Consider the following 23,563-nt stretch of genomic DNA (forward strand, 5'->3'; position numbering starts at 1 on the left):
CATCACGATGATTTTTTAAAGCACCCATCATAAAAAATCTCTCCTTTACCTCTTTTTTATCAGTGTTGACACATAAAAAGAGGTTCAGACACATAAACAGGCTGTGGAGAAGACTTTCTCCACAGCCTGGAAAGAGGATGGCAAATGCCATCCTCTTTTATTTTGCTTCAAATGATTTTAAGTTGTCACGACGGACTTTATCTTTTTCCGTATCTGATTTTTTGAAATCATAGTCATACAAAGCGCCTTCCCAATCGCCGTACATTGGATTAGGGAAAATGATGAATTTCTCACCAAATTGTGCTTTTGAATCTGCAACTGTTTGATTGCGATCTTTTACCGATTTACCATCAAAACCAGTGAAATCAGATAAGTTATCACCGAAGAATAAGACAATATCATGTGTTTGAGAAACGAGTTCACGGCGTTTCTCTTTCCCTTTTTCTTTCGGATCTTGTAATAATATATGTTCTTTCGTTGCTTGAGGGGCACCTACGCGCTCAAGATTTTTAATAGTTGCATCTAGTTGGTTCGTTTTACGATTTGAGATGTAGTAAATATCTACACCTTTAGACTCTGTATATTTTAAGAAATCAATTGCGCCTGGAAGGGCTTCAGCTTCAGCCTTATTAATCCAATCATCCCATTTGTAAGGATAGCCTTTTCCTGTCTTTACACTCATTGCTTGATGAGGACTGTTGTCTAAAACAGTTTCATCTAAATCAAGTACGATAGCAGGTTTTTTTGCTGTCCCTTTTGCAAGAGCTGCATCCAGCTTCAATTGACCGATATTGTACCCTTGGTAGTAAAGTGCTTTCGTTTCACCAGCTGTTTGATACCATAAATCAGCCATTAATTGCTGTTCTGTTAATTTTACTTTTTCTTCTTTGGCCGCTGTTTTCTCTGTCGTTCCTGAACATGCTACAAGCGATGTAGATAGAACCGCTACAGATAATAAAGTGGTAATGCCCCTCTTCATCTTCATATGTATCCTCCTTGATGTTAGAAAATCATCTTATATTATATATTAAAATATAAAAATTTTTTATGAACATTTGCATATTGTCTTTTGTATATATAGTAGTGTGTCCTATATTAGAAAGATGAGCAAAATAATGATAGTCATTTTGACAGGTTTTATTGTCGTAATGACAATTATAATTGACAAATAAACCTTTGTTATTTACAATTTTAACTAAATAGAACAAATGATGGATTAAAGGTAATGTTATATATAAGAGGATGAAGCGTAGTGCTATATTTTATCCTAAATAAACATAATCTTTGAAAGAGAGTACGAATGATAATAAAGGGGAGGCTTTATACTTTGAGTTTACAAATTCAAAACTTAACGAAACTATTTGGGGAATCAAAAGCAGTTAACGGTTTGCAAATTTCGTTACCAAAAGGTGAAGTGCTAGGATTACTTGGACGAAATGGTGCAGGGAAAACAACTACAATCAAAATGCTTCTCGGATTATTAACGCCTAATGAAGGCTCTATTACATGGGGTGGAAAATCATTTGGGACTAGTGGGGTAACGATTGGTTATTTACCAGAAGAAAGAGGTTTATATACAAAAAGTAGAGTAATAGACCAGCTGCGATATTTTGGTAGATTAGAAGGAATGACGAAAAAAGAAGTAGATCTTGCTATTGACCACTGGTTAGAGCGATTAGCAATTCCAGAATACAAATTTAAAACGGCAGGAGAGCTTTCAAAAGGGAATCAGCAAAAAATTCAATTAATTGCTGCTCTTCTTCATAATCCTGAACTTCTCATCTTAGATGAACCGTTTAGCGGACTTGACCCAGTCAATGCTGGGATGTTAGCTAGCATTATTGAAGAACAAGTACAGAGCGGGAAGACAATTATTTTATCCAGTCATCGTATGGAACAAGTAGAAGCTTTTTGCCAACATGTATGTATTTTGAAAAAAGGCGAAGCAGTTGTCAAAGGACAGTTAAGTGATATTAAGAAAGAATATGGTTTCCGTAATTTAACGATTGAAGATACAGCAGAGAATGAAAAGGGATTAGAAGCTATACATGTTTCATATGAAAAACAACAAGGCCTTCTTTATATAAAAGTACAAGACGATGCAGAAGCTCTAAAGATTTTACAACAATTGCAAGAACAAGGTGTTACCTTGCGCCAATTTAAAATGTTAGAGCCGACGTTAAATGAAATCTTTGTAGAGAGGGCGAAATAACGATGCGTAAATTTTCTCATGTATTTTCATTTTATTTTAGAGAAGCGTTTTTATCTAAAAAATCATTAATTACGAGTGCGATATTATTTTTAGTTGTATTTGGGATTTTTGCATTTAATCATTTTACCTCAGGGAATGATAAAAGTAAGGATAAAGATAAAATTGCAGTTGTAACAGAAAGTTCCACATACAACGTACAAAAAGAAGAGTTAACTAAGCTATTACCATCAGCAAAAATAACGGTTGGTTCAAAAGCAGATTTTGATAAACTGCATAAACAAGTAGAAGACGGTGAGCTGGATGGTTTGTTTCATGTAATAGAAAAGAATGGAGCTCCAGAGGTTACGTATATGTATAATGGATTTCCTAGCCAAGCAACTTCTGCAATCATGGCAAGTTATTTCAAACAACAATATACAATGGTGACAATTGCAAAGCATAATGTTTCACCAGAAATTGCACAGCAATTGCAAACTGAAATTTCAGTGAAACAAGAAGCAATAAAAGATCGCTCTTCTTCTTTCGGAATTGCCTATTTCTTTACATTTGCTTTATATATGTTTATTGTCGCGTTCGGAAATACAATTGCAATGAATATTGCATCAGAAAAGGCGTCACGTGTAATGGAAGTCATGCTGCCGAAAGTAAAACCGCTTACGATGATGTATGCGAAAATATTAGCAGTTGTTTCAACAGCTTTATTACAACTGGTCATATTAGCGTGCGGTTATCTTATTCCTTATTTGTTAGGGTGGGTCGATTTAGAAAACGCCTCATTATTTGGAATTCCAATTGACTTTACAAAATTAGATGCAAAAGTTATAAGTATGTTCCTTGTTTATTTCATTACGGGATATTTACTTTATGCGATGATGTACGCTGCAGCTGGCGCTGTTGTTTCTAAGACGGAGGATTTACAAGCTGTATCTTTCCCGATAATGATTTTAATTATGGCTGCATTCTTCATTAGTATTAAATCATTAAGTGATCCGAATAGTACTATCGTTGTTGTAAGTTCTTACGTTCCGTTCTTTACACCGATGGTTACCTTCTCACGTATTGTAGCCGGTGAAGCAGGCATGTTAGAAATTACGATAACATTAGTAGTCTTATTGGCGACGATTGGTATATTAAACGCTGTTACAAGTCGTATCTATGTAAATGGTGTAATGAATTACTCAGACAAAGTGAAATTTAAAGATTTAGCAAAATTTATTAAGCGTCAATAATGAGAGAAAAGCATGATTTTCTATTGAAATCATGCTTTTTCTTTATGTATAAATTAAAAATAGTATATAATAGTAAGAGTTGTCTTTTAATAGAATGAATACAAAGGAGGGTGTGCAGATGGGAATTAGTAGTCGTTTTACAGTAGGTGTTCATATGTTGACTTTACTTGCGATAGATCGAAACTCTCGCTGTACCTCTGAATGGATTGCTGGTAGTGTGAATACAAATCCAGTTGTGATTCGTCGCATTACAGGAATGTTGAAGAGAGCAGGACTTGTTGATGTACAAGCCGGTAAAGGTGGTACGACACTTGCTCGTGATTTAGAAGAAATTACATTACTTGATGTATATAAAGCAGTGGAAGTTGTAGAAGAAGGACATCTATTTTCCTTCCATGAAAATCCCAACATTGAATGTCCAGTAGGAGCTAATATTCAATCAGTATTAGAAATTATTTTAATGCAAGCGCAAGAAGCGATGGAAAACGTACTTGCAAATGTAACGGTAGAGCAATTAGTTACAAATTTAAAGTCTAAAATAAAAGAATAAAAAAGCGAGCTTCCTCATAATGAGGGCTCGCCTTTTTTTATTCAGAAATATTGAAAATTCTATTTTTCAGTATTTAAAATGAATTTACCTACGATAGCTGCTACGATACCACCAAGAATTGGTGCTACGATGAATACCCATAGTTGAGAAAGTGCTTCTCCACCAACAAATAAAGCTGGTGCGATACTACGAGCAGGGTTAACAGATGTTCCAGTTAAAGGAATTCCTAATAAGTGAATTAAAACTAATGTGAAACCAATTACTAGTCCCGCTAAAGAAGAACTTCCTTTTTTACCTGTTACAGCCATGATAACTAAAATAAATACGAAAGTTAAAACGAACTCAACTAAAAATGCTCCAGATAAACCAAGAGTTCCGAAACCATTTTGTCCTAAATTATCTAAAGGTGTTTTAGCAGAGCGTAAAATCGTTACTAACGTTGCAGTTCCTAATAAACCACCTAAAATTTGAGCTAATACATAATAACAAAGTTCCATAGCGTTCATTCTTTTGTTAATGAACATAGCTACCGATACTGCTGGGTTAATGTGACATCCAGAAATTGTTCCAATGCTATATGCCATAGCTACAATAGATAGACCGAAAGCCATAGCGATTCCTAATGTTCCAATTCCTTCAATTCCGCCGCCAGTGACAGCTACTCCAGTTCCGAATAATACAAGTACAAATGTACCAATAAATTCAGCGATTGCTTTTTTTAACATAATTTACCTCCTATTAATGCGCATGAAACGTATTATAACATAGGTTTTCGTATAAACAGCCAATGAAATACTATTCTGATAAGGCGAAATAGGGGGACAATAAAAAAGATATGGTTCTATGAAGAAGAACCATATCTTTTTTATGCTGACTTTTTCTGTTTAATGACTGGAACAGAACGGTTTAAAATACTATTTGCAACCATTCCTAACATAATAATAATCATTCCAAATAGGGAAAGGTCACCAGGGAATGAACCGTTCAAGAACACAATTTCACCAAGTACTGTAAAGACCATCGTTCCAGCTTGTGTTGCTTCAACGGCACCAAGTAAAGCGAGGTTGTCTTTTGCTAAGTCAGTGGCAAAGAAAAATGTCATCGTCGCAATGACGCCGGAACATAAAGCTAACAAAAATCCTTGCAGCATTTGGCTGGATGTTGGAATACCAGTAGTAGAAAATCCGTATATACCAAGTAAAATTGTAATAGGAAGACTGCCTATTGCCATTCCTAATACACGCTGGAATGTATCAAGACGTCCCCCCACAAGTTCCATCATTTTTCGGTTGCCGAACGGATATAAAAAAGCAGCTAATACGACAGGTAAAAACCCTGAAATGAACTGAGTTATTGTAATGTGTCCAGCTGAAGTTGTTTGCATACAAATTACACCTAGTAAAATAAATAATGCTACATATAAACTACGAAGCGGAATTTTTCCGCGTACAAGTTTTGTACCTGACTTCGTTTCTATTTTTACGAAAAATAGTGGTGATAAAAGTAAACCTGCTAATATCGTAACTTGCCAAGTTCCGGCAACGAGCCAAGCCGGAGAGAAGACAGCTGCGAAACTTAATAAAGAATAGAAACCAATCCCTGCAACGGAACCCCATCCGATCCATGCGAATGGATGTTTTTTTAACTCTGCCCATAACCCACCTAAGTTTTTGCGAAATAAAACGATAAGGAATAAAATAGGGAGAGCGAATAAAAAGCGGAAGGAAGCTGTCCAAGCCCAGCTCGTTCCAGATACATTCATTGCTCTATTAATAATAAAAGTTGCAGAAAAAAAGGCTGATGATAAGAGGCCTAATAATATTGCACGCATGAAATATAACACTCCTTTTGGAAATAAATAATTATGTATAGTATAATATACTTTAAGATAATAAAAGTAAACTATTTTATACTTTAAGGTGGTTTTATAGATGAAAGAACATGAAGATATGCAAACGAAAGAAGTCATTCAGCAAGTAGGTCAGCTATTAAGGCAAATTCGAAATGAACAAAAATTAAGTTTAGAAGAATTAGCCCAAAAAACAGGAGTTAGTAAATTAACATTAGGGAAAATTGAGAGAGGTGAAACGAATCCAACGTTAGCTGTCATTTGGAAAATAACGAAAGGGTTATCGATACCTTTATCGAGATTAATGGTTGTTGGAGAACCTGTAGCTGTTGCGCGCTGCGGAGAAGGATTTGCAGTAGATGTAGGACAAGCATGGCATTTAGAAACGATGTTCCGTTACACGAAAGAAACAGGGATGGAAATGCACCGTGCTTGTTTAAGAGCGAATAGTATATATGAACCGGAAGCTCATCATGAAGGTGCTATTGAGCTTGTAACGGTAATGAAAGGGAAAGTATCCATTCAAGTGGAGAATGATGTATACGAATTAAACGAGTTTGACTCCATTCAATTTGAAGCGAATAAGAAACATAGCTATAAAAATGAAGAAGATGAAGTGGCTGTATTACATTTAACGATGAAATACTCTTCATGAAAAAATCACCTATAGAATTCTATAGGTGATTTTTTATATGCTCTTCTTAAGTATAGGAAGTGATGCCATTAGTACGAACGTGGCATAAGTAATAAACAAATAAAGTAAACTAAAAATCCCGTTCCAAAACATAAAATAGCAATGACCCAAAGGATACGAATGAGAGTAGAACTAATATCAAAATATTCTCCTAAACCACCACATATACCAAATAGCATTTTATCAGTTTCGGATTTACATAATTTTTTTGACATATAACGATCAACTCCTTTTTTATATGAAGCTATATACTTCTATTCTATATGGAAATTTATGAGAAGACTATGAGGTTGTATTACATTTTTTTAGAGAAACGATCATATTAATTGTCTTAATTTTCAGCGGATATTAAACTTATAGTAAGAGGTATGAGGCGATTTTTAATAAAGGGTGGGGAAATAGAAATGACAGTATATTGGTTGACTAATGTAATGCTTGAATCAAGGTATACATATGAAGAAGGGGCAATTTCACGAACAGAAACAGAATTATGTAGTTTACTCATTGAAGATGGACGAATTAAAAAAATTATAGAAGGGATTGTTCAAGAGGAAGGGATAGTAACTCTTGATGCGAATCGCTTATTAATTTTGCCGTCTTTCGAAGAGATGCATATTCATATTGATAAAACATATTATAGTGGGCCTTGGAAAGCTTGTATGCCAGCAGACAGTATTTTTACACGTTTTAATGAGGAAGAGAAGATTTTGCCAAAGCAAGTAACAACTGCTCAAGACAGGGCGGAAAATATGCTAGAGTTACTACTTCGAAATGGTACAACGAATATTAGAACGCATTGTAATGTTGATCCAATTATTGGACTTCATAATTTGGAGGCGACGTTAGCTGCATTAGAAACATATAAAAATCGGATGTCTGGTAGAATCGTTGCTTTTCCGCAACATGGATTATTGCGCAGTAATTCTGTACAACTTGTGAAAGATGCGATGCGTATGGGTGCGAATCTAGTCGGTGGAGTGGATCCAGCTACAGTGGATAATGATATCGAAAAATCATTACATACGATTATGGATATCGCAGTAGAATTTAATGCAGATGTTGATATTCATTTGCATGATGCGAATAATCTAGGAACGTTTACGATGAAGAGGTTGGCAAGCTTAACAGAAGAAGCAGGGTGGCAAGGTCGTGTAACAATTAGTCATGCACTTGGACTTGGTGGTGTTACTGATAAAGAAGCTGAAGAAGTGGCAGAAAGATTAGCAGCATTAAGTATTGATATTACTTCAACGGTGCCAATTGGTAAACAAGTAATTCCAATTCCATTATTAGATAAAAAAGGTGTTAAAGTTTCATTAGGAAATGATAGTATTACAGATCATTGGTCGCCGTTTGGAACTGGCGATATGCTTCAAAAGGCAAATCGATTAGCAGAGCGTTTTGGGTGGAGTGACGAAAGGTCTTTAGGAAAAGCACTTCGCTTTATTACGGGAGGAAAAGAAACGTTAAACAAGGAAGGGAAACGAGCTTGGCCAAATGTAGGAGATGAAGCGAGCTTTGTTTTAACGAATGCAACATGTACTGCTGAAGCGGTAGCGCGTCAAACAGAAAAGCGTTTAGTCGTGTATAAAGGGGATATTGTTGTTGGAAGTTTAAATAAGGTGGAATTAAATAATCTTGTGTAGAAGAATCGTTTAAATAATTTGAGGAGGGTTCTAATTGAGAATATAGAACTCTTCTTTTTTATTCTTACAATATATTTCGTATAGGAAAGCTAGAAGGGATGAAAAATTTGGACAATCAACATAACCAAAATCATATTATGGGAACTTTGCAATGGTTTATATTTTTATTAGCGAATTCAATCGCACTACCAATTGTCGTTGGTGGGTTATTTCATCTTACGACGGAAGAAATATTTTATTTAATGCAGCGTACGTTTTTTGTAGTTGGTATATCTTCTTTTTTACAAGGATGGATTGGACATAGACTACCAATTGCGGATGGGCCAGCTGGATCTTGGGTTGGTGTATTTACCGTACTTGCTTATGCAACGGCCGGACAGGATCAATTACATAGTACACTGCAAATTTTGGAATTAGGAATGATCATTTCCGGTGTTATTTTAATAGGATTAGGAGTAACTGGTTTTATTGGACGTATTTTATTTTTATTTACGCCGGTTGTGACAGGGACGTTTTTACTTTTATTATGTTTACAATTAAGTGGTGTATTTTTAAAAGGAATGCTAGGAATTACAGCTACTATTTCTCAAATTGATGGATTTACAGCAATAATCGCGTTTAGTATATTTCTGTTCGTTATTATACTATCTAATTTTGGAAAAGGTTTCGTTAAAAGTTATGCCGTTTTAATAGGATTAATTAGTGGGTGGATTATTTTTCTCATTGCAGGGAAAGTGACAATCCCATCTCAAGTAACTCATTTTGTGCAACTTCCACAAATATTTGCTTGGGGTCTTCCAAAGTGGAATACAGGGATGGCTGTATCGAGTTTCGTTATGGTATGTATTTTAGTTTCAAATACAGTGGCAGCTATTATAGCGATTAATCAAGCTACGATTCATAAAGCGACTATTGAACAAAAACAGTTGAAGGATGGTACGTGGGTTGGAGGGATTTCACATATCATTTCTTCCGTATTTTCAACTGTAGGTGTCGTGCCGCTACCGGCGACAGCGGGATTTATACGTTTAACAAAACAAAAGTATATACGATCGTTCTTACTAGCATGTATATTACTAGTCGTAATGTCGCTGTTTCCGAGTATTATTCGTTACTTAGCATCGTTGCCATCCGCTGTCGCATCTGCAGTGTTAATGGCTTCGTTCGTACAGTTAATTGGAATTGGATTTAATAATATAAAACAAGTGCCGATGAGTGAAAGGAATATAACGATTTTAGGCGTTGCAGTATTATTTGGCAGCGGCGTTATGTTTTTACCGTCTGGAGCACTCCAATCATTGCCGTCTGTTATGCAATATATATTCGGGAATGGTTTATTTGTAGGTACAGTTGTAAGTATATTGCTAGAACAAATATGGCGTACTGGAAAGTAAGTGGATAAAAAGAGTGTCCGCACTGTATAAAAGTCTAAAATAACATAGGAAATAAAGCCCATTTTTATTCACCACCTGCACATTTCGTTCATACAATATCTTGACTAAATAAACACCCAACTTACACATACACAGCTCTGGCTTAAGCAAGGAGGGTTATACCAGTTGAAGGAAAAAGCGTATCAATCTAAACCTTTACTCACAAAGAGAGAGAGAGAAGTATTTGAATTACTGGTTCAAGATAAAACAACGAAAGAAATTGCAGGTGAACTTTTTATAAGTGAAAAGACAGTTCGCAACCACATCTCAAACGCAATGCAAAAGCTAGGGGTTAAAGGACGTTCACAAGCAGTTGTTGAGCTTCTTCGCATGGGAGAGCTCGAACTATAAGAAAGCAGCCGACTTTTATAAAAAGAGTCGGCTATTTTTCTGTTTGTTTCACGTGCTATATGAATGATAAAAACGTTTCATACATAAATAGGTAATAAGGAGGGGATATGTTGAAAAGGATACTGTTAGTTTCAACAAGTGCTCATGATATGAATGGACACCCGACTGGTTTGTGGCTGGAAGAGCTCGCAGCCCCTTATCTTTTATTAAAAAAAGCTAAGTTCGATGTTGATATTGTTTCTATAAAAGGCGGAAGAGTGCCGATTGATAGAGTATCTATTCCGAATGGCATACCTCGTGAATTTAAGCATGTCGCTTCTTTATTGCAAAATACGAGGGCGATTTCAACTGTCCATTCTTCAGAGTATGATGCGGTATTATTTGGTGGTGGACACGGGGCGATTGTAGATTTTCCAGGTAATCCATATGTAGCAAATTTAATTGAGAATATGTATAACAATAACCGGATTGTAGCGGCTGTTTGTCACGGGGTAAGTTCTTTAGTTGGTGTGAAAAATAAAGATGGTTCGTTTTTTGTTGCCGGTAAGCGTATAACAGGTTATACAAACGATGAAGAAAAAGCTGTACATTTAGAAAAGCGAGTTCCATTTTTGCTAGAAAGTAAATTGAAAGAAGAAGGGGCCTTGGTTTATGTAGCTCCTAATTTTACGCCACATGTTGTAGTGGATGGTCGTTTAATTACAGGGCAAAATCCGCAGTCTAGCGTGGGAATAGGTAAGGCTATAAAAAGGGCTGTAAATAAATTATCGTCCTTTTAATTTCTGCTCATTTCTTCTTATTAATAGGAATGTCTTCTTTCCAAAAAAAAGATGGAGCAATAAAGTGAAACTTTAATTAGCAGGGTCTTACTGCCCGGCAAATAGCGAGGTAAATATGCACTTTATATAGAAGAAACCGACTTTCGTATAGAAGGTCGGTTATTTTTCTGTCTTGCAAATTATGAAAAAAAGGAGCAAAATAAAAAAGGTCCTAGTCTATACAGGTACAAATGAAAATTTTCATACAGAAGCAGTTTAAGTGAGCGAACTTAAAGTGTGTAAAATATAATGATAAAATAAGATGATGAATGAGAAAACGGGTGATGAAGTTGAATAGAGCAATCGGTGTTATCGATTCAGGAGTTGGTGGTTTAACTGTAGCGAAGGAATTAATTCGTCAGTTGCCGAAAGAGCGTATTATATATTTAGGGGATACAGCGCGTTGCCCTTATGGTCCACGTTCTCGAGAAGAAGTGTGTCAATTTACGTGGGAAATGACGGAGCATTTACTAGATTTAAATATCAAGATGTTAGTTATTGCGTGTAATACAGCAACTGCGGTTGTATTAGAAGAAATGCAGAAACAATTACCAATTCCGGTAGTGGGAGTTATTCACCCAGGATCACGTACAGCTTTAAAAGTGACAAATACGTATCATGTTGGGATTATTGGTACGATTGGAACGGTGAAAAGTGGTGCATACGAAGAAGCGTTAAAGTCTATTAATAACCGTGTTATGGTAGAAAGTTTAGCATGTCCGCCTTTCGTCGAACTTGTAGAAAGTGGGAATTTCGAAAGTGAAATGGCGTATGAAGTTGTAAGAGAAACATTGCAACCGCTGAAAAATACCGATATTGATACACTTATTTTAGGTTGTACACATTATCCAATTTTAGGTCCTGTTATTAAAAAGGTAATGGGAGATAAAGTGCAACTAATTAGTTCTGGTGATGAAACAGCGCGTGAAGTAAGTACAATTTTATATCATAGTAAAATGTTGAATGAGGGAGAGGAACAAAGTGATCATCTCTTCTTAACAACAGGGAAAATAGGCCTATTTAAAGAAATTGCATCAAAATGGTTCGGTCAGCCGATTGAAAATGTGAAGCATATTCATTTAGAAGAATAATAATAGAATTCATATAAGTGAACCCCTGAGAAATCAGGGGTTTTTTGTTTATCCCGCTATTTGCCGGGCAGTAAGACCCTGCTGATTAAAGTTTCACTTTATAAGAAGCACAGCTTGTTCTAAAACGTGAAATAGCTCGTATACATAATAGTACAAACTTAGTTTTTAGGGGGGAAAGGCATGCCTAAATCCACTTTTAAATGGGTTATTGGTGCTACGGTAAGTACTGTTTTATTAACAGGGTGCGGCTTCATAAATCAGGAGAAAGCGACCGAACAAATTGATCCACCAAAAAAAGTTACGTATACAGATGGTGAAAAGAAAGGGACGGCTCAAAATAAACAAGGGCAAACGATAAATAGAGAAATATACTTAGTTGATAAAAATGGATATGTTGTACCGCAAACAATCGCAATGCCTACTCCGAAAGCGAATGAAGTAATACAGCAAACGCTAGAATACCTTGTGAAAGATGGGCCGGTAACTGATTTATTACCGAATGGGTTCCGTGCGGTTATTCCAGCAAATACATCGATGACTCTAGATTTGAAAAAAGATGGGACAGCAGTAATTGATTTCTCTAAAGAAATGAAAAACTATGCAAAAGAAGAAGAGCGTCAAATTGTTGAGTCAGTAGCGTGGACTTTGACTCAATTTAAAGAAATAAAACAAGTGCAGTTTCAGATAAATGGTGAAAAGTTAGCGAAGATGCCTGTCGCGGGTACACCGCTTGGAGAAGGGGTGAGTCGTGCGAATGGTATTAACTTTGATGATGAACAAGTAGCAGATGTAACAAATACAAAACCAGTTACGCTTTACTTTATGGCGCAAAATAATGATAAGCAGCAATATTATGTACCGGTAACACGCCGCGTTGTAGAGGGAAAAGAAAATGATTATGCAACCATTATAGATGAACTTGTAAAAGGACCGATTCATCAATCGCTCCTGAATGATTTTAACCCAGGAGTTAAGCTTATTACGAATCCAAAATTGCAAGACGGAAATCTTACATTAAACTTTAATGAAAATATATTTGTAAACCCAGATAAAAATATGGTTTCAAATTACGTATTGAAGTCGTTAGTTTTATCTTTAACAGAAAAGAAAGGCGTAAAAAGTGTTTCTATTGAGGTAAATGGTAAAGCAAATCTTATAGATGAAAAGGGCGGAAAGTTAATAAAACCTGTAGATCGTCCAGAAAACGTGAATACAGGTAGTTTTTAATCGTGGATAATTTGATATACTTAAGTAAGAAAGGGGAATTGCTTTTTGGGTTCCCCTTCTTTTATTGTATACATATCATACATTTAAATTTGGCTATACTAACAAGTAGTTATGAGGAGGTTATTTTTATGCGAGTAGATGGTAGAGAGAAAACAGAATTACGCCATATACATATTCATACGAATTATTTAAAACACCCAGAAGGATCAGTATTAATTGAAGTTGGGGATACAAAGGTAATTTGCTCAGCGACAATTGAAGAGCGTGTCCCACCGTTTATGCGCGGGGAAGGAAAGGGCTGGGTAACAGCTGAATACGCGATGATTCCGCGTGCAACAGAACAACGTACAATCAGGGAGTCAAGTAAAGGGAAAGTAACTGGACGTACAATGGAAATCCAGCGTTTAATTGGACGAGCATTACGTGCGGTAGTTGACTTAGAAGCACTTGGCGAGAGAACAGTTTGGATTGACTGTGATGTTATTCAAGCAGATGGTGGAACGAGAACAGCTTCTATTACAGGTGCATATGTAGCGATGGTATTAGCGTTTGAGAAGTTATTACAAGCAGAAAAAGTATCTAAAATTCCAGTAAAAGATTATTTAGCAGCAACGTCAGTAGGAATTGTGGAAGAGCAAGGTGTTGTTTTAGATTTAAACTATGCAGAAGATTCTAAAGCGGACGTTGATATGAACGTGATTATGACTGGAAAAGGTCAGTTTGTCGAAGTGCAAGGAACTGGAGAAGAAGCGACGTTTAGCAGAACACAGTTAAATGAACTACTTGATGCTGCGGAACAAGGCATTTTCCAACTAATTGACATGCAAAAAGAAGCGTTAGGTGACATCGTATCTCATATAGAGTAGAGGTGGAAAATATGAAACAAGTTGTTGTTGCGACAAAAAATATGGGGAAAGTGCGTGAGTTTGCTGAGTTATTTGAGCGCTTTGATTTAGAAGTGAAATCATTACACGATTTTCCTCATATTGAAGAAGTCGAAGAAACTGGTGAAACGTTTGAAGAAAATGCAATCTTAAAAGCAGATAGTTTGAGTAGACAGTTGGATTCTATCGTAATTGCGGATGATTCAGGTCTGATCGTAGATGCTCTAAACGGAAAACCAGGCGTGTATTCAGCCCGGTTTGCAGGAGAGCCGAAAGACGATCAAGCGAACATGGATAAAGTGTTACAAGAATTAAATGGAATTGACTTTGAAAAACGTAAAGCGCGTTTCTACTGTGCATTAGCAGTTGCATTCCCAGAAGCGGATAAAGAACCGGTCATTGTGAATGGAACGTGTGAAGGGTACATTTTAGAACAGCGCCGCGGGGAAAACGGCTTTGGATATGATCCAATCTTTTATGTAGAAGCATATAAAAAAGCGATGGCAGAACTAAGTTCAGATGAGAAAAATGCCATTAGTCACCGCGGACGTGCTCTTCGTAAGTTAGAAGAAAAAATTCCGGAATGGTTTTTAGGAGAATGAGGGAGAGAGATTGATGAAAGCTTTAATCGTAAGCGATAGTCATAGCTCTGTGAAGGAATTACAGCAGTTAAAAGAGAAATATGAAGGGAAAGTAGATGTCATGATCCATTGTGGTGATTCGGAGTTAACGCCTGCTCATGAAGAACTGCAAGGTTTCCATGTTGTAAAAGGAAATTGTGATTATGCTAACTTTCAAGATGAAATTGTAACTGACGTAGATGGCATTCGCTTCTTAGTTGTGCATGGACATCGTCATAACGTGAAAATGACTTTACAAACGTTAGCGTACTATGCAGAAGAAGTGGGGGCACAAGTTGCATGCTTCGGACATTCTCACGTATTAGGTGCGGAATTTATTGATGGAGTTTTATTTATCAATCCAGGAAGTATTTTATTACCACGTCAGCGTGTAGAAAAGACATTTGCCTTATTAGAAATGAATGAAAAACATATAGATGTTCGCTTTGAAACATTAGACGGACAACTAGTTGAACAAGCAGTTTTTAAAAGAGGATAAGAAAAATTATCCTCTTTTAAAAAAGGTGTTGACTTTATGTATGGATATACATATAATAAATATTGTCGATAGGGCAACAGCGCTAACGAAGAAAAATAAAATAACATATGCGGGTGTAGTTTAGTGGTAAAACAAGAGCCTTCCAAGCTCTGGTCGAGAGTTCGATTCTCTTCACCCGCTCCATGTCCCAGTAGCTCAGCCGGATAGAGCATACGCCTTCTAAGCGTACGGTCGGGAGTTCGAATCTCTCCTGGGACGCTAAAAAAACCTTGTTATCTTTTGATAACAAGGTTTTTTGTTTGTCTAAAAATTGATGTATGTGCAAGAGGTGTAAAAAATATAACGTAACATATAATAATTATTATATACAACAGATTAAAGTGCATTAAGAAAAGAGCGCCATTTATGCGCTCTATTTCTCTTGTTTAATTTAAAGAATCAATAGGCTTATGATGGAACTTAAATCCATATCTATATTATTCCAATTGTTCACTTAGAGTGTTATAAAACTTTTTATCATTCTAGTACGATTGAGCACCCGTTATCGAAACTTATCCCCGACAGTGTGTTACAATTAATAGAAGCGGAAAACGAGAATCTCCAATTGACTGGACGTGTGATTGGTTGGACAGTTTAAGAAGGTTGTATAAAAAAGGGAGATGGCGCAAAGATGGCGAGAGCAAAAGAGAATGATTTAACGGAGAAATTGGCAGAAGGTCAACGGAAATATGGTGACGGCAACTTTACAATACAGAACATCGGTGATGAAACTAACCCGAATTGGACTGTCGTAAAAAATGTGAGGAAGGGATCGGCAGGCATTCGCGAAGAGGAAGATATATTAAGACTGCGATCAAAATATATAAAATAGTACGGAAATGAGCGGGCCGAGAGTTCGAACCTCTCCTGGGACGCTAAAAAAACCTTGTTATCTTTTGATAACAAGGTTTTTTGTTTAGTTATTAATAAACTTCTCAAAGACAAAACCATAATCTTTCACATTATATTGTTTTTTCGTATCAACGAGCCAGTTAAAGGCGATTTCATTCATCTCTTTAAATTGCTCTGCTAAATTTACTTGTGCATTTGAGATACGGCTAAAAGCGTTAGATGCCATATCTAGACTTTTATGTGCATACTGCAATGTAATATCGTTGTCGTATGAAATTTCTTCTATTTTAAGTAAAGCCTTATATAAATCTTTTAATTCTTCAATGTGTTTTTTATGAACATCAATTGAATAATGCTCATCTCCCATTTGAAACTTAATTTCTACATCTAAATCAATCGTTCCGGCAGTTTCAAGTGCTACGTTTTTAATTTGATATTTACTATAGCTAAAGCGGCGTAGTGTACGTTTTTTACTTGTTGCGCTTGTGCCATCTAGGTGGATTAATCCTTTGTTTGTGAAACAATATTCATCTGATTTTGATTTAATTAGAAAATAAATTTTCTCTCCATCTTCATGCATCACGTAATCATCAGCATCAACCTTATCGTAATCTTTCGGTGTAATGACAGACCCTACATCGCTTAGTCCTAATACATCTGCAGCCATTTTTTTAAACATATATAATCCCCCTTTTAAATTCTTAATTATACAAAAATATATTAACATGATTTTAACAAAATGTTTTCTTGTAAGGCGAAAATATTTGAAGGTAAGTTAAGAAAAATAACGAATATTATTTCGATCCTAAATTATTTAATAAATCCATTAGTTTGAGAGTTGATTCTCCGAAAAATTATTAAGAGAAAAAGTTAATATTGCAAGTGATTATAGAGAAATTCCATGAAAGCACCTCAAGCGATAGGAGGTGTTTTTCTAACCCATTTGAAATCTTACAATTCTGTAAGGTAACTGTAAGGTAGTTCGATGGTAAGAAATTGCTAATCTTTTATAATGAAGGTAACAACGATAAAACGAGGAGGAAGAAATGATGAAGGGATTAGTTGTAACAGGCTTAACAGTTGCTTTTGGATTTGTAGCGTATGAGAAATTAACGTATGTAGTTGATGTTGTAAAACATTTAATCGCTTAGTAAAAAAACTACCATGAGAGGGAAAGGGAATGAGTGAATGAATGGAATGGTTATTTGGAATTATAGGTACTTGTAGTGTAGTGTTATTGTTCTTTGTCCCGAGTGGTATACTTAGTTCGACCACGAGTTTGTTTTTCTTAAGTTTGTTTGCTTGCACGATGCTTATTATTATGTTTTTAATGAAGCGAAGTAAGCCAATCTTCTATTTTAGCATGATTGTTATGGCAATTATTGTTCTCCAAATTATTACCCTTGTAATATACCCCACAATTATAAAAGCTTTCCATTAATGATGAATCCTCTGCGTCTGTTGCTGAGGATTTTTATTTGTATAATTTTGATTTTTTAATAAAGGTTTAGCTGTATTGAAATATAAAAATAGAATATTTTTATATTTCAAACAAAAGGTTTTAGATTGTTGTGTTCTTATTACGCATTTGATATATTTACTTTGAAGATCATTAAAATCTAGAAAAAGAGGCGGACGTATGGATAAAAAAGAAAATACGGTCGTATTGTTTCCGCAACTATCAGAACGCTATATTGATGAAGGTTTTTTAGCACTGAAAGAGCGGGAATTCGAAGATGCATTGCGCTGCTTTGAAATATTACGTCAGTATAATGCAGAAACGGAACAAACGGAATTAGCTTCCGTTATTTGTTTGCTGGAATTAAAACGTATGGAAGAAGCGAAAGACAAATGTGAACAGCTGCTTGAAACAGGAGCTGTCTTATTTGGTGATATTCTTGAAACGTATGTGACGATTTTAGTTCAAACAAATGATTATGAAGGCGTTATTGAAACTGTTGAAAAAGTTTTGCGAACGAAAGATATAATGCCTGAGCAAAAGGAAAAATTAGCGCAACTCGCTTTATTTGCAGAAGGTATGCTAAATGAAGAAGACACGTCGCTAATTGATTCAAATTTCGAATTGGATGAATTTACTAAGGAGATTTTTGGAGAAAACTTTGGGCAAAAGCTGAGAGCGATTCAACAGATTTCGTTAAAAGACTTGGATCTCGCATTACCTGTTTTAAAGAAATTTTTAATAGACGAAAAGCAACATCCTTATTTGAAAACTTCTATTTTGTATAAAATGATAGAAAATCAAGTAGAAGAAGAGATGGAAGTAGAAAAGTTTGGAAATAGGGTTAAAGTGATTCCAGCATTTACAGGTCATAATGAGGAGCAATCCGATAACATTATACATACATTATCAAGCCGATTGGAGCAAAATTATCCCGATATATTTAGTGCGATGGTTGTATATTGGAAAGAATTACAAATTAGCGTTTTCCCATTTGCACTATTAATGGATAAAGTAGAGATTTGGGCTGCTGTTTTAGAGAGAATTGGAAGAAAACGTTTCGGATTGGCTATTGATGAAGAAGAACTTATGACAGCATATAATATTGAATTAGAAGAGTTTCATATTGCCTATCAATGGTTATTGCGTGTTGAAAGAGAAGGATATTTGCCCGTATAATTATGAAAAAGAATCGTTCAGTTCTTGAAACGAGCATATTCTATGTTATAATGTAAGGGTTGCAAAAGGCAGAAATCTGCCTGTTTGTAAGAGAAGAGAAGTGTAATTCTCTTACTTAATATGTTTCATATTAGTCTCGAACAAAATATACCGTAGTTGTCTTTTAGACAACTAGTAGATTGGAACATTATATCTGAAAGCATTTGCTAGAGGATTATTTGTACATTTATTATTTCGAAAGAGAGATAATGAATATTTTGATCTATAGAGGTATGTGCATACATTATTATAGTTGGAGGGAAAGAATAAATGGCTGCAAAATGGGAAAAATTAGAAGGTAACGTAGGCGTTTTAACAATTGAAGTTGATGCTAAAGAAGTAAACAACTCTATCGACGCTGCGTTCAAAAAAGTAGTAAAAACAATCAACGTACCAGGTTTCCGTAAAGGAAAAATGCCTCGTCCGTTATTCGAACAACGCTTTGGTATCGAATCTTTATACCAAGATGCTTTAGATATCATCTTACCAAAAGCATACGGTGAAGCAATCGATGAAGCTGGTATCTTCCCAGTTGCTCATCCTGAAATCGATATTGAGAAGTTCGAAAAAAATGCTAACCTTATCTTCACTGCAAAAGTTACAGTGAAACCTGAAGTTAAATTAGGTGAGTACAAAGGTTTAGCAGTAGAAAAAGTTGAAACAACTGTAACTGACGAAGATGTAGAGAATGAAGTAAAAGCTTTACAAGAGCGTCAAGCTGAACTAGTTGTTAAAGAAGAAGGAACTATTGAAAATGGTGATACAGCTGTAATCGACTTCGAAGGTTTCGTTGATGGCGAAGCATTTGAAGGCGGAAAAGGCGAAAACTATTCTCTTGCAATCGGTTCTGGTACTTTCATCCCAGGTTTCGAAGAGCAAGTAATTGGTCTTAAATCTGGTGAGTCTAAAGACGTTGAAGTATCATTCCCAGAAGAGTACCATGCTGCTGAATTAGCTGGCAAACCAGCAACATTCAAAGTAACAATTCACGAAATCAAAACAAAAGAACTTCCTGAGTTAAACGACGAGTTCGCTAAAGAGGCTGACGAAGAAGTTGCAACTCTTGATGAATTAAAAACAAAACTTCGTACAAACTTAGAAGAAGGCAAAAAGCACGAAGCTGAGCACAAAGTACGTGACGAAGTAGTAGAATTAGCTGCTGCTAACGCTGAAATCGATATTCCAGAAGCTATGATCGACACTGAGTTAGATCGTATGGTTCGTGAATTCGAGCAACGTTTAAGCCAACAAGGTATGAACCTTGAGCTTTACTACCAATTCACAGGTACTGATGCTGACAAATTAAAAGAGCAAATGAAAGAGGATGCACAAAAACGTGTAAGAATCAATCTTGTTCTTGAAGCTATCATTGAAGCTGAAAACATCGAAGTTACTGAAGAAGAAGTAACTGCAGAAGTTGAAAAAATGGCTGAAATGTACGGTATGCCAGTAGACGCTATCAAGCAAGCTCTTGGAAGCGCAGACGCTTTATCTGAAGATCTTAAAGTGCGTAAAGCTGTAGACTTCTTAGTAGAAAACGCTGCATAATAAAATAACAAGGCGCGATTTTAATCGTGCCTTGTTTTATAAATATAGAAATATATTTATAAAACTTTTCGATGAAGAAGGAAAAGTTCCTTTATAAGTCGAATATACATATTTCAAAAGTTTTAAAAACTTTTTATTTGTACATAACTAGTCATATTATTTGTATTTCTCGCTACGTAGTGACATAATATGTATTTACATACGATACATTTATCGTGTACATACGAAGGCAAGAGGTTAGCACTTTGTAAGGGGTGTGAAAATATGTTTAAATTTAATGATGAAAAAGGGCAATTAAAATGTTCTTTCTGTGGTAAAACACAAACGCAAGTTCGAAAGTTAGTTGCAGGTCCAGGTGTTTACATTTGTGACGAGTGTATCGAGCTTTGTACTGAAATTGTACAAGAGGAGCTTGCGAAGGACGAAGAAGTAGAATTCAAAGATGTACCGAAACCGGTAGAAATTCGTGAAATCTTAGATGAGTATGTCATCGGACAAGATAACGCGAAAAAAGCACTAGCGGTAGCGGTATATAACCATTACAAACGTATTAATTCTAACAGCAAAATTGATGATGTAGAATTAGCGAAGAGTAATATTTCACTTATTGGGCCAACAGGTAGTGGTAAAACATTATTGGCACAAACATTAGCGCGTATTTTAAATGTTCCATTTGCAATCGCGGACGCAACATCTTTAACAGAAGCTGGATACGTTGGGGAAGATGTAGAAAACATTTTACTAAAACTAATTCAAGCGGCTGATTATGATGTAGAAAAAGCGGAAAAAGGAATTATTTATATTGATGAGATTGATAAAGTGGCACGTAAGTCCGAAAATCCATCAATTACACGTGATGTATCTGGTGAAGGTGTACAGCAGGCACTTCTGAAAATTTTAGAAGGTACTGTAGCAAGCGTTCCACCTCAAGGTGGTCGTAAGCATCCGCATCAAGAATTCATTCAAATTGATACAACGAATATCCTATTCATTTGTGGTGGAGCGTTTGATGGCATTGAGCCAATTATTAAACGTCGCCTTGGTGAAAAAGTAATTGGATTTGGTTCAGAGAAGAAAAATGCTGATGTAAATGAAAAGCATGTTCTATCTCACGTATTACCAGAGGACCTTTTAAGATTTGGTTTAATTCCAGAGTTTATCGGTCGTCTTCCAGTTATTGCGAACCTAGAGCCACTTGATGAAGATGCTCTTGTTGATATTTTAACGAAACCGAAAAATGCACTTGTTAAGCAATTCCAAAAACTGTTGGAGCTTGACGATGTTGAGTTAGAGTTTGAAGAAGGCGCACTGATTGAGATTGCGAAAAAAGCAATTGAACGTAAAACAGGTGCTCGTGGACTTCGTTCTATTATTGAAGGCTTAATGCTTGATGTAATGTTTGAACTTCCATCTCGCAAAGATATCGAGAAGTGTATTCTTACGAAAGAAACAGTAGCTGATAATGAGCCACCGAAATTGGTGCTACAAGACGGTACTGTACTTGATACAAAAACATCTGCATAATGCGAAAGAGAAACAGCAATTTTTATAATTGCTGTTTTTCTTTATGTTTAGCTACGTTCTTCCGCGGAAATACTAAATGATAAAACATTGCGGGAGGAAATAAATGATGAGCTGGACAAATATATTTTTACTTGTTCAACTTGTTTTTGGTGTAATTGTCGGATTATATTTTTGGCACTTACTTCGAAATCAGCGAACACAAAAAGTTTCAATTGATCGAGAATCAAAAAAAGAATTAGAACAGCTTCGTAAAATGCGTGAGATTTCTCTAACAGAGCCGCTTGCGGAAAAGGTGCGCCCTACATCCTTTTTAGATATTGTAGGGCAAGAAGACGGGATTAAGTCGTTAAAAGCGGCTCTTTGTGGTCCGAATCCGCAACATGTAATCATATATGGCCCGCCGGGTGTCGGAAAGACAGCAGCAGCGCGTCTTGTATTAGAAGAGGCGAAACGAAATCCGAAATCTCCATTTCGTACGAATGCAACATTTATCGAACTTGATGCGACGACAGCTCGGTTTGATGAACGTGGTATTGCAGATCCTTTAATTGGCTCGGTTCATGATCCGATTTATCAAGGTGCTGGTGCGATGGGGCAAGCAGGTATTCCACAACCGAAAAAAGGCGCAGTAACAGATGCACATGGTGGTATTTTGTTTATTGATGAAATTGGTGAACTACATCCGATTCAAATGAACAAAATGTTAAAGGTGTTAGAAGATCGAAAAGTATTTTTAGAAAGTGCGTACTATAGTGAAGAGAATACGATGATTCCAACGTATATACATGATATTTTTCAAAAAGGTTTACCAGCAGATTTCCGCTTAGTTGGAGCGACAACACGTTCACCAGAGGAAATTCCACCTGCTATTCGGTCTCGTTGCTTAGAGGTATTTTTCCGTGAGCTAGATACAGAAGAAATTCAAAAAGTAGCGAAGAATGCAGCCGACAAAGTGGAAATGCAAATCGGTGAGAACGGTATTGAAATGATTGGTATGTATGCAAGGAATGGACGAGAAGCAATCAATCTCGTGCAAATCTCTGCTGGTATGGCGATAAATGAAGAACGTTCTTTCATTAAAGATGAAGATATAGAGTGGGTTGTTCATTCTAGTCAGCTTGCACCGAAATATGAAAAACGTATTTACCCTATTCCGAGGATCGGTCTTGTAAACGGACTTGCTGTATACGGACCGAATACAGGAGCGTTATTAGAAATAGAAGTAACAGCAATCACGGCGAAAGATAAAGGGGCGGTAAATGTTACCGGTATTGTAGAAGAGGAAAGTATTGGTAGCCAAACGAAATCAATTCGTCGTAAAAGTATGGCGAAAGGTTCTGTAGATAATGTATTAACAGTACTTCGTTCTTTAGATGTGTTGCCAGAAGGGTACGATATACATATTAATTTTCCAGGTGGTATCCCGATCGATGGTCCTTCTGCAGGGATTGCTATGGCAACGGGTGTTTACTCAGCCGTGCATCGTACATATGTGAATAATGAAGTGGCGATGACAGGTGAAATAAGTATACATGGAGAAGTGAAGCCTATTGGTGGTGTGTACGCAAAAATAAAGGCTGCGAAAAAAGCAGGAGCTAAGAAAGTCATTATTCCTGCTGAAAACATGCAACCGTTTTTGTACACAATAAAGGGAATTGAAATCATTCCTGTGCGTAAGTTAAAAGAAGTATTTGAGCTAACATTTATGCAGGAAAATATGCATCGAGAGCTTGATGTACATACTACTGTAGACGAAACAGATGCACAATCCATGTGAGAATGAATGATAATAAAATTTGCCAGACTTCGTTTAAGTTTGT

24 protein-coding genes and 2 tRNA genes are annotated in these 23,563 nt (G+C 36.1%); 21 read left to right on the top strand and 5 right to left on the bottom strand.

Annotated features, from left to right (window positions below; translation table 11 throughout):
• Positions 1 to 157: 157 nt before the first annotated feature.
• On the bottom strand, positions 158 to 985 hold the full coding sequence (locus tag DPQ31_RS20270; RefSeq protein ID WP_000782780.1) for a 5'-nucleotidase, lipoprotein e(P4) family: 828 nt from the start codon (positions 983 to 985) through the stop codon (positions 158 to 160).
• A gap of 342 nt (positions 986 to 1,327) precedes the next feature.
• Between DPQ31_RS20270 and DPQ31_RS20275 the strand changes: the two genes are divergently transcribed.
• The 3 genes from DPQ31_RS20275 (at position 1,328) to DPQ31_RS20285 (ending at position 3,991) form a co-directional block, all read left to right on the top strand.
• Positions 1,328 to 2,212, top strand: coding sequence for an ABC transporter ATP-binding protein (locus DPQ31_RS20275; protein WP_000058109.1), 885 nt, complete (start codon positions 1,328 to 1,330; stop codon positions 2,210 to 2,212).
• 2 nt (positions 2,213 to 2,214) lie between these two features.
• Entirely contained in the window at positions 2,215 to 3,441 is a 1,227-nt protein-coding gene (locus DPQ31_RS20280; protein ID WP_001224992.1) for an ABC transporter permease, read from the top strand.
• A gap of 118 nt (positions 3,442 to 3,559) precedes the next feature.
• Positions 3,560 to 3,991 (top strand): Rrf2 family transcriptional regulator, encoded by a 432-nt coding sequence (locus DPQ31_RS20285; protein ID WP_000512996.1) that lies wholly within the window; start codon positions 3,560 to 3,562, stop codon positions 3,989 to 3,991.
• A gap of 59 nt (positions 3,992 to 4,050) precedes the next feature.
• Here the strand turns inward: DPQ31_RS20285 and DPQ31_RS20290 are convergent, their stop codons facing one another.
• Both DPQ31_RS20290 and DPQ31_RS20295 read right to left on the bottom strand, forming a co-directional pair.
• A complete protein-coding gene (locus tag DPQ31_RS20290; RefSeq protein ID WP_000913214.1) occupies positions 4,051 to 4,716 on the bottom strand; it encodes an aquaporin in 666 nt (221 codons plus the stop codon).
• Positions 4,717 to 4,856: 140 nt separating this feature from the next.
• A complete protein-coding gene (locus DPQ31_RS20295; RefSeq protein ID WP_208730925.1) occupies positions 4,857 to 5,822 on the bottom strand; it encodes a DMT family transporter in 966 nt (321 codons plus the stop codon).
• 100 nt (positions 5,823 to 5,922) lie between these two features.
• Between DPQ31_RS20295 and DPQ31_RS20300 the strand changes: the two genes are divergently transcribed.
• On the top strand, positions 5,923 to 6,495 hold the full coding sequence (locus DPQ31_RS20300) for a helix-turn-helix domain-containing protein (protein ID WP_000658048.1): 573 nt from the start codon (positions 5,923 to 5,925) through the stop codon (positions 6,493 to 6,495).
• Between the two features lie 68 nt (positions 6,496 to 6,563).
• Here the strand turns inward: DPQ31_RS20300 and DPQ31_RS20305 are convergent, their stop codons facing one another.
• Positions 6,564 to 6,749, bottom strand: coding sequence for a PspC domain-containing protein (locus DPQ31_RS20305; RefSeq protein ID WP_000038412.1), 186 nt, complete (start codon positions 6,747 to 6,749; stop codon positions 6,564 to 6,566).
• Positions 6,750 to 6,938: 189 nt separating this feature from the next.
• On the opposite strand from DPQ31_RS20305, the gene DPQ31_RS20310 reads away from it, so the two are divergent.
• The 12 genes from DPQ31_RS20310 to DPQ31_RS20365 all read left to right on the top strand — a co-directional run bounded on the left by DPQ31_RS20310 (position 6,939) and on the right by DPQ31_RS20365 (position 15,974).
• Positions 6,939 to 8,180, top strand: coding sequence for an amidohydrolase family protein (locus tag DPQ31_RS20310; protein ID WP_098711449.1), 1,242 nt, complete (start codon positions 6,939 to 6,941; stop codon positions 8,178 to 8,180).
• A gap of 98 nt (positions 8,181 to 8,278) precedes the next feature.
• Complete coding sequence (locus DPQ31_RS20315) at positions 8,279 to 9,574, top strand: purine/pyrimidine permease (RefSeq protein ID WP_000792689.1); 1,296 nt, start codon at positions 8,279 to 8,281, stop codon at positions 9,572 to 9,574.
• Positions 9,575 to 9,739: 165 nt separating this feature from the next.
• Entirely contained in the window at positions 9,740 to 9,964 is a 225-nt protein-coding gene (gerE, locus tag DPQ31_RS20320; protein ID WP_000659484.1) for a spore germination transcription factor GerE, read from the top strand.
• 107 nt (positions 9,965 to 10,071) lie between these two features.
• Entirely contained in the window at positions 10,072 to 10,743 is a 672-nt protein-coding gene (locus DPQ31_RS20325) for a type 1 glutamine amidotransferase domain-containing protein (protein ID WP_208730926.1), read from the top strand.
• Positions 10,744 to 11,066: 323 nt separating this feature from the next.
• A complete protein-coding gene (racE, locus tag DPQ31_RS20330; protein ID WP_098711451.1) occupies positions 11,067 to 11,873 on the top strand; it encodes a glutamate racemase in 807 nt (268 codons plus the stop codon).
• A gap of 180 nt (positions 11,874 to 12,053) precedes the next feature.
• Positions 12,054 to 13,100, top strand: a complete 1,047-nt coding sequence (locus DPQ31_RS20335; protein ID WP_208730927.1) for a GerMN domain-containing protein — start codon at positions 12,054 to 12,056, stop codon at positions 13,098 to 13,100.
• Positions 13,101 to 13,228: 128 nt separating this feature from the next.
• Positions 13,229 to 13,966, top strand: coding sequence for a ribonuclease PH (gene rph / locus DPQ31_RS20340; protein WP_001261767.1), 738 nt, complete (start codon positions 13,229 to 13,231; stop codon positions 13,964 to 13,966).
• Between the two features lie 11 nt (positions 13,967 to 13,977).
• The gene (locus DPQ31_RS20345; protein WP_141555939.1) at positions 13,978 to 14,586 is read left to right on the top strand and encodes an XTP/dITP diphosphatase; all 609 of its coding nucleotides are present in this window, start codon (positions 13,978 to 13,980) and stop codon (positions 14,584 to 14,586) included.
• 13 nt (positions 14,587 to 14,599) lie between these two features.
• Positions 14,600 to 15,103 carry a metallophosphoesterase gene (locus DPQ31_RS20350; RefSeq protein WP_000645514.1) on the top strand — a complete coding sequence of 168 codons (504 nt, stop codon included), beginning with the start codon at positions 14,600 to 14,602 and terminating at the stop codon, positions 15,101 to 15,103.
• A 109-nt stretch (positions 15,104 to 15,212) separates the two neighbouring features.
• A tRNA-Gly gene (locus DPQ31_RS20355) sits at positions 15,213 to 15,286 on the top strand.
• A gap of 1 nt (position 15,287) precedes the next feature.
• Positions 15,288 to 15,361, top strand: a tRNA-Arg gene (locus DPQ31_RS20360).
• A 412-nt stretch (positions 15,362 to 15,773) separates the two neighbouring features.
• Positions 15,774 to 15,974 (top strand): hypothetical protein, encoded by a 201-nt coding sequence (locus DPQ31_RS20365; RefSeq protein WP_000090056.1) that lies wholly within the window; start codon positions 15,774 to 15,776, stop codon positions 15,972 to 15,974.
• Positions 15,975 to 16,058: 84 nt separating this feature from the next.
• Here DPQ31_RS20365 and DPQ31_RS20370 read toward each other — a convergent pair whose 3' ends face one another.
• Positions 16,059 to 16,673, bottom strand: a complete 615-nt coding sequence (locus DPQ31_RS20370; RefSeq protein ID WP_000473869.1) for a PH domain-containing protein — start codon at positions 16,671 to 16,673, stop codon at positions 16,059 to 16,061.
• Positions 16,674 to 17,186: 513 nt separating this feature from the next.
• Here DPQ31_RS20370 and DPQ31_RS20375 point away from each other — a divergent pair.
• From DPQ31_RS20375 to lonB, 5 genes are all read left to right on the top strand, one after another.
• Positions 17,187 to 17,435 carry a hypothetical protein gene (locus DPQ31_RS20375; RefSeq protein WP_001983650.1) on the top strand — a complete coding sequence of 83 codons (249 nt, stop codon included), beginning with the start codon at positions 17,187 to 17,189 and terminating at the stop codon, positions 17,433 to 17,435.
• A gap of 198 nt (positions 17,436 to 17,633) precedes the next feature.
• Positions 17,634 to 18,632, top strand: a complete 999-nt coding sequence (locus DPQ31_RS20380) for a hypothetical protein (RefSeq protein WP_208730928.1) — start codon at positions 17,634 to 17,636, stop codon at positions 18,630 to 18,632.
• Between the two features lie 309 nt (positions 18,633 to 18,941).
• Positions 18,942 to 20,219 carry a trigger factor gene (gene tig, locus DPQ31_RS20385; protein ID WP_000729257.1) on the top strand — a complete coding sequence of 426 codons (1,278 nt, stop codon included), beginning with the start codon at positions 18,942 to 18,944 and terminating at the stop codon, positions 20,217 to 20,219.
• Between the two features lie 264 nt (positions 20,220 to 20,483).
• Entirely contained in the window at positions 20,484 to 21,743 is a 1,260-nt protein-coding gene (gene clpX, locus DPQ31_RS20390) for an ATP-dependent protease ATP-binding subunit ClpX (protein WP_000472286.1), read from the top strand.
• A gap of 106 nt (positions 21,744 to 21,849) precedes the next feature.
• Positions 21,850 to 23,520 (top strand): ATP-dependent protease LonB, encoded by a 1,671-nt coding sequence (gene lonB, locus DPQ31_RS20395; RefSeq protein ID WP_033663342.1) that lies wholly within the window; start codon positions 21,850 to 21,852, stop codon positions 23,518 to 23,520.
• The last annotated feature ends 43 nt before the right edge of the window (positions 23,521 to 23,563 follow it).

Origin of the sequence: Bacillus sp. COPE52 (assembly GCF_003355115.1) — a bacterium.
Taxonomy (GTDB): Bacteria; Bacillota; Bacilli; order Bacillales; family Bacillaceae_G; genus Bacillus_A; species Bacillus_A toyonensis.

Coding starts and splice junctions, on each gene's coding strand:
- DPQ31_RS20270 (WP_000782780.1), bottom strand. CDS start 985: ATGAAGATGAAGAGGGGCATTACCACTTTATTATCTGTAGCGGTTCTA.
- DPQ31_RS20280 (WP_001224992.1), top strand. CDS start 2,215: ATGCGTAAATTTTCTCATGTATTTTCATTTTATTTTAGAGAAGCGTTT.
- DPQ31_RS20285 (WP_000512996.1), top strand. CDS start 3,560: ATGGGAATTAGTAGTCGTTTTACAGTAGGTGTTCATATGTTGACTTTA.
- DPQ31_RS20290 (WP_000913214.1), bottom strand. CDS start 4,716: ATGTTAAAAAAAGCAATCGCTGAATTTATTGGTACATTTGTACTTGTA.
- DPQ31_RS20295 (WP_208730925.1), bottom strand. CDS start 5,822: ATGCGTGCAATATTATTAGGCCTCTTATCATCAGCCTTTTTTTCTGCA.
- DPQ31_RS20300 (WP_000658048.1), top strand. CDS start 5,923: ATGAAAGAACATGAAGATATGCAAACGAAAGAAGTCATTCAGCAAGTA.
- DPQ31_RS20305 (WP_000038412.1), bottom strand. CDS start 6,749: ATGTCAAAAAAATTATGTAAATCCGAAACTGATAAAATGCTATTTGGT.
- DPQ31_RS20310 (WP_098711449.1), top strand. CDS start 6,939: ATGACAGTATATTGGTTGACTAATGTAATGCTTGAATCAAGGTATACA.
- DPQ31_RS20315 (WP_000792689.1), top strand. CDS start 8,279: ATGAAAAATTTGGACAATCAACATAACCAAAATCATATTATGGGAACT.
- DPQ31_RS20325 (WP_208730926.1), top strand. CDS start 10,072: ATGTTGAAAAGGATACTGTTAGTTTCAACAAGTGCTCATGATATGAAT.
- racE (WP_098711451.1), top strand. CDS start 11,067: ATGAAGTTGAATAGAGCAATCGGTGTTATCGATTCAGGAGTTGGTGGT.
- DPQ31_RS20335 (WP_208730927.1), top strand. CDS start 12,054: ATGCCTAAATCCACTTTTAAATGGGTTATTGGTGCTACGGTAAGTACT.
- rph (WP_001261767.1), top strand. CDS start 13,229: ATGCGAGTAGATGGTAGAGAGAAAACAGAATTACGCCATATACATATT.
- DPQ31_RS20345 (WP_141555939.1), top strand. CDS start 13,978: ATGAAACAAGTTGTTGTTGCGACAAAAAATATGGGGAAAGTGCGTGAG.
- DPQ31_RS20350 (WP_000645514.1), top strand. CDS start 14,600: ATGAAAGCTTTAATCGTAAGCGATAGTCATAGCTCTGTGAAGGAATTA.
- DPQ31_RS20365 (WP_000090056.1), top strand. CDS start 15,774: ATGGCGAGAGCAAAAGAGAATGATTTAACGGAGAAATTGGCAGAAGGT.
- DPQ31_RS20370 (WP_000473869.1), bottom strand. CDS start 16,673: ATGTTTAAAAAAATGGCTGCAGATGTATTAGGACTAAGCGATGTAGGG.
- DPQ31_RS20375 (WP_001983650.1), top strand. CDS start 17,187: ATGGAATGGTTATTTGGAATTATAGGTACTTGTAGTGTAGTGTTATTG.
- DPQ31_RS20380 (WP_208730928.1), top strand. CDS start 17,634: ATGGATAAAAAAGAAAATACGGTCGTATTGTTTCCGCAACTATCAGAA.
- tig (WP_000729257.1), top strand. CDS start 18,942: ATGGCTGCAAAATGGGAAAAATTAGAAGGTAACGTAGGCGTTTTAACA.
- clpX (WP_000472286.1), top strand. CDS start 20,484: ATGTTTAAATTTAATGATGAAAAAGGGCAATTAAAATGTTCTTTCTGT.
- lonB (WP_033663342.1), top strand. CDS start 21,850: ATGAGCTGGACAAATATATTTTTACTTGTTCAACTTGTTTTTGGTGTA.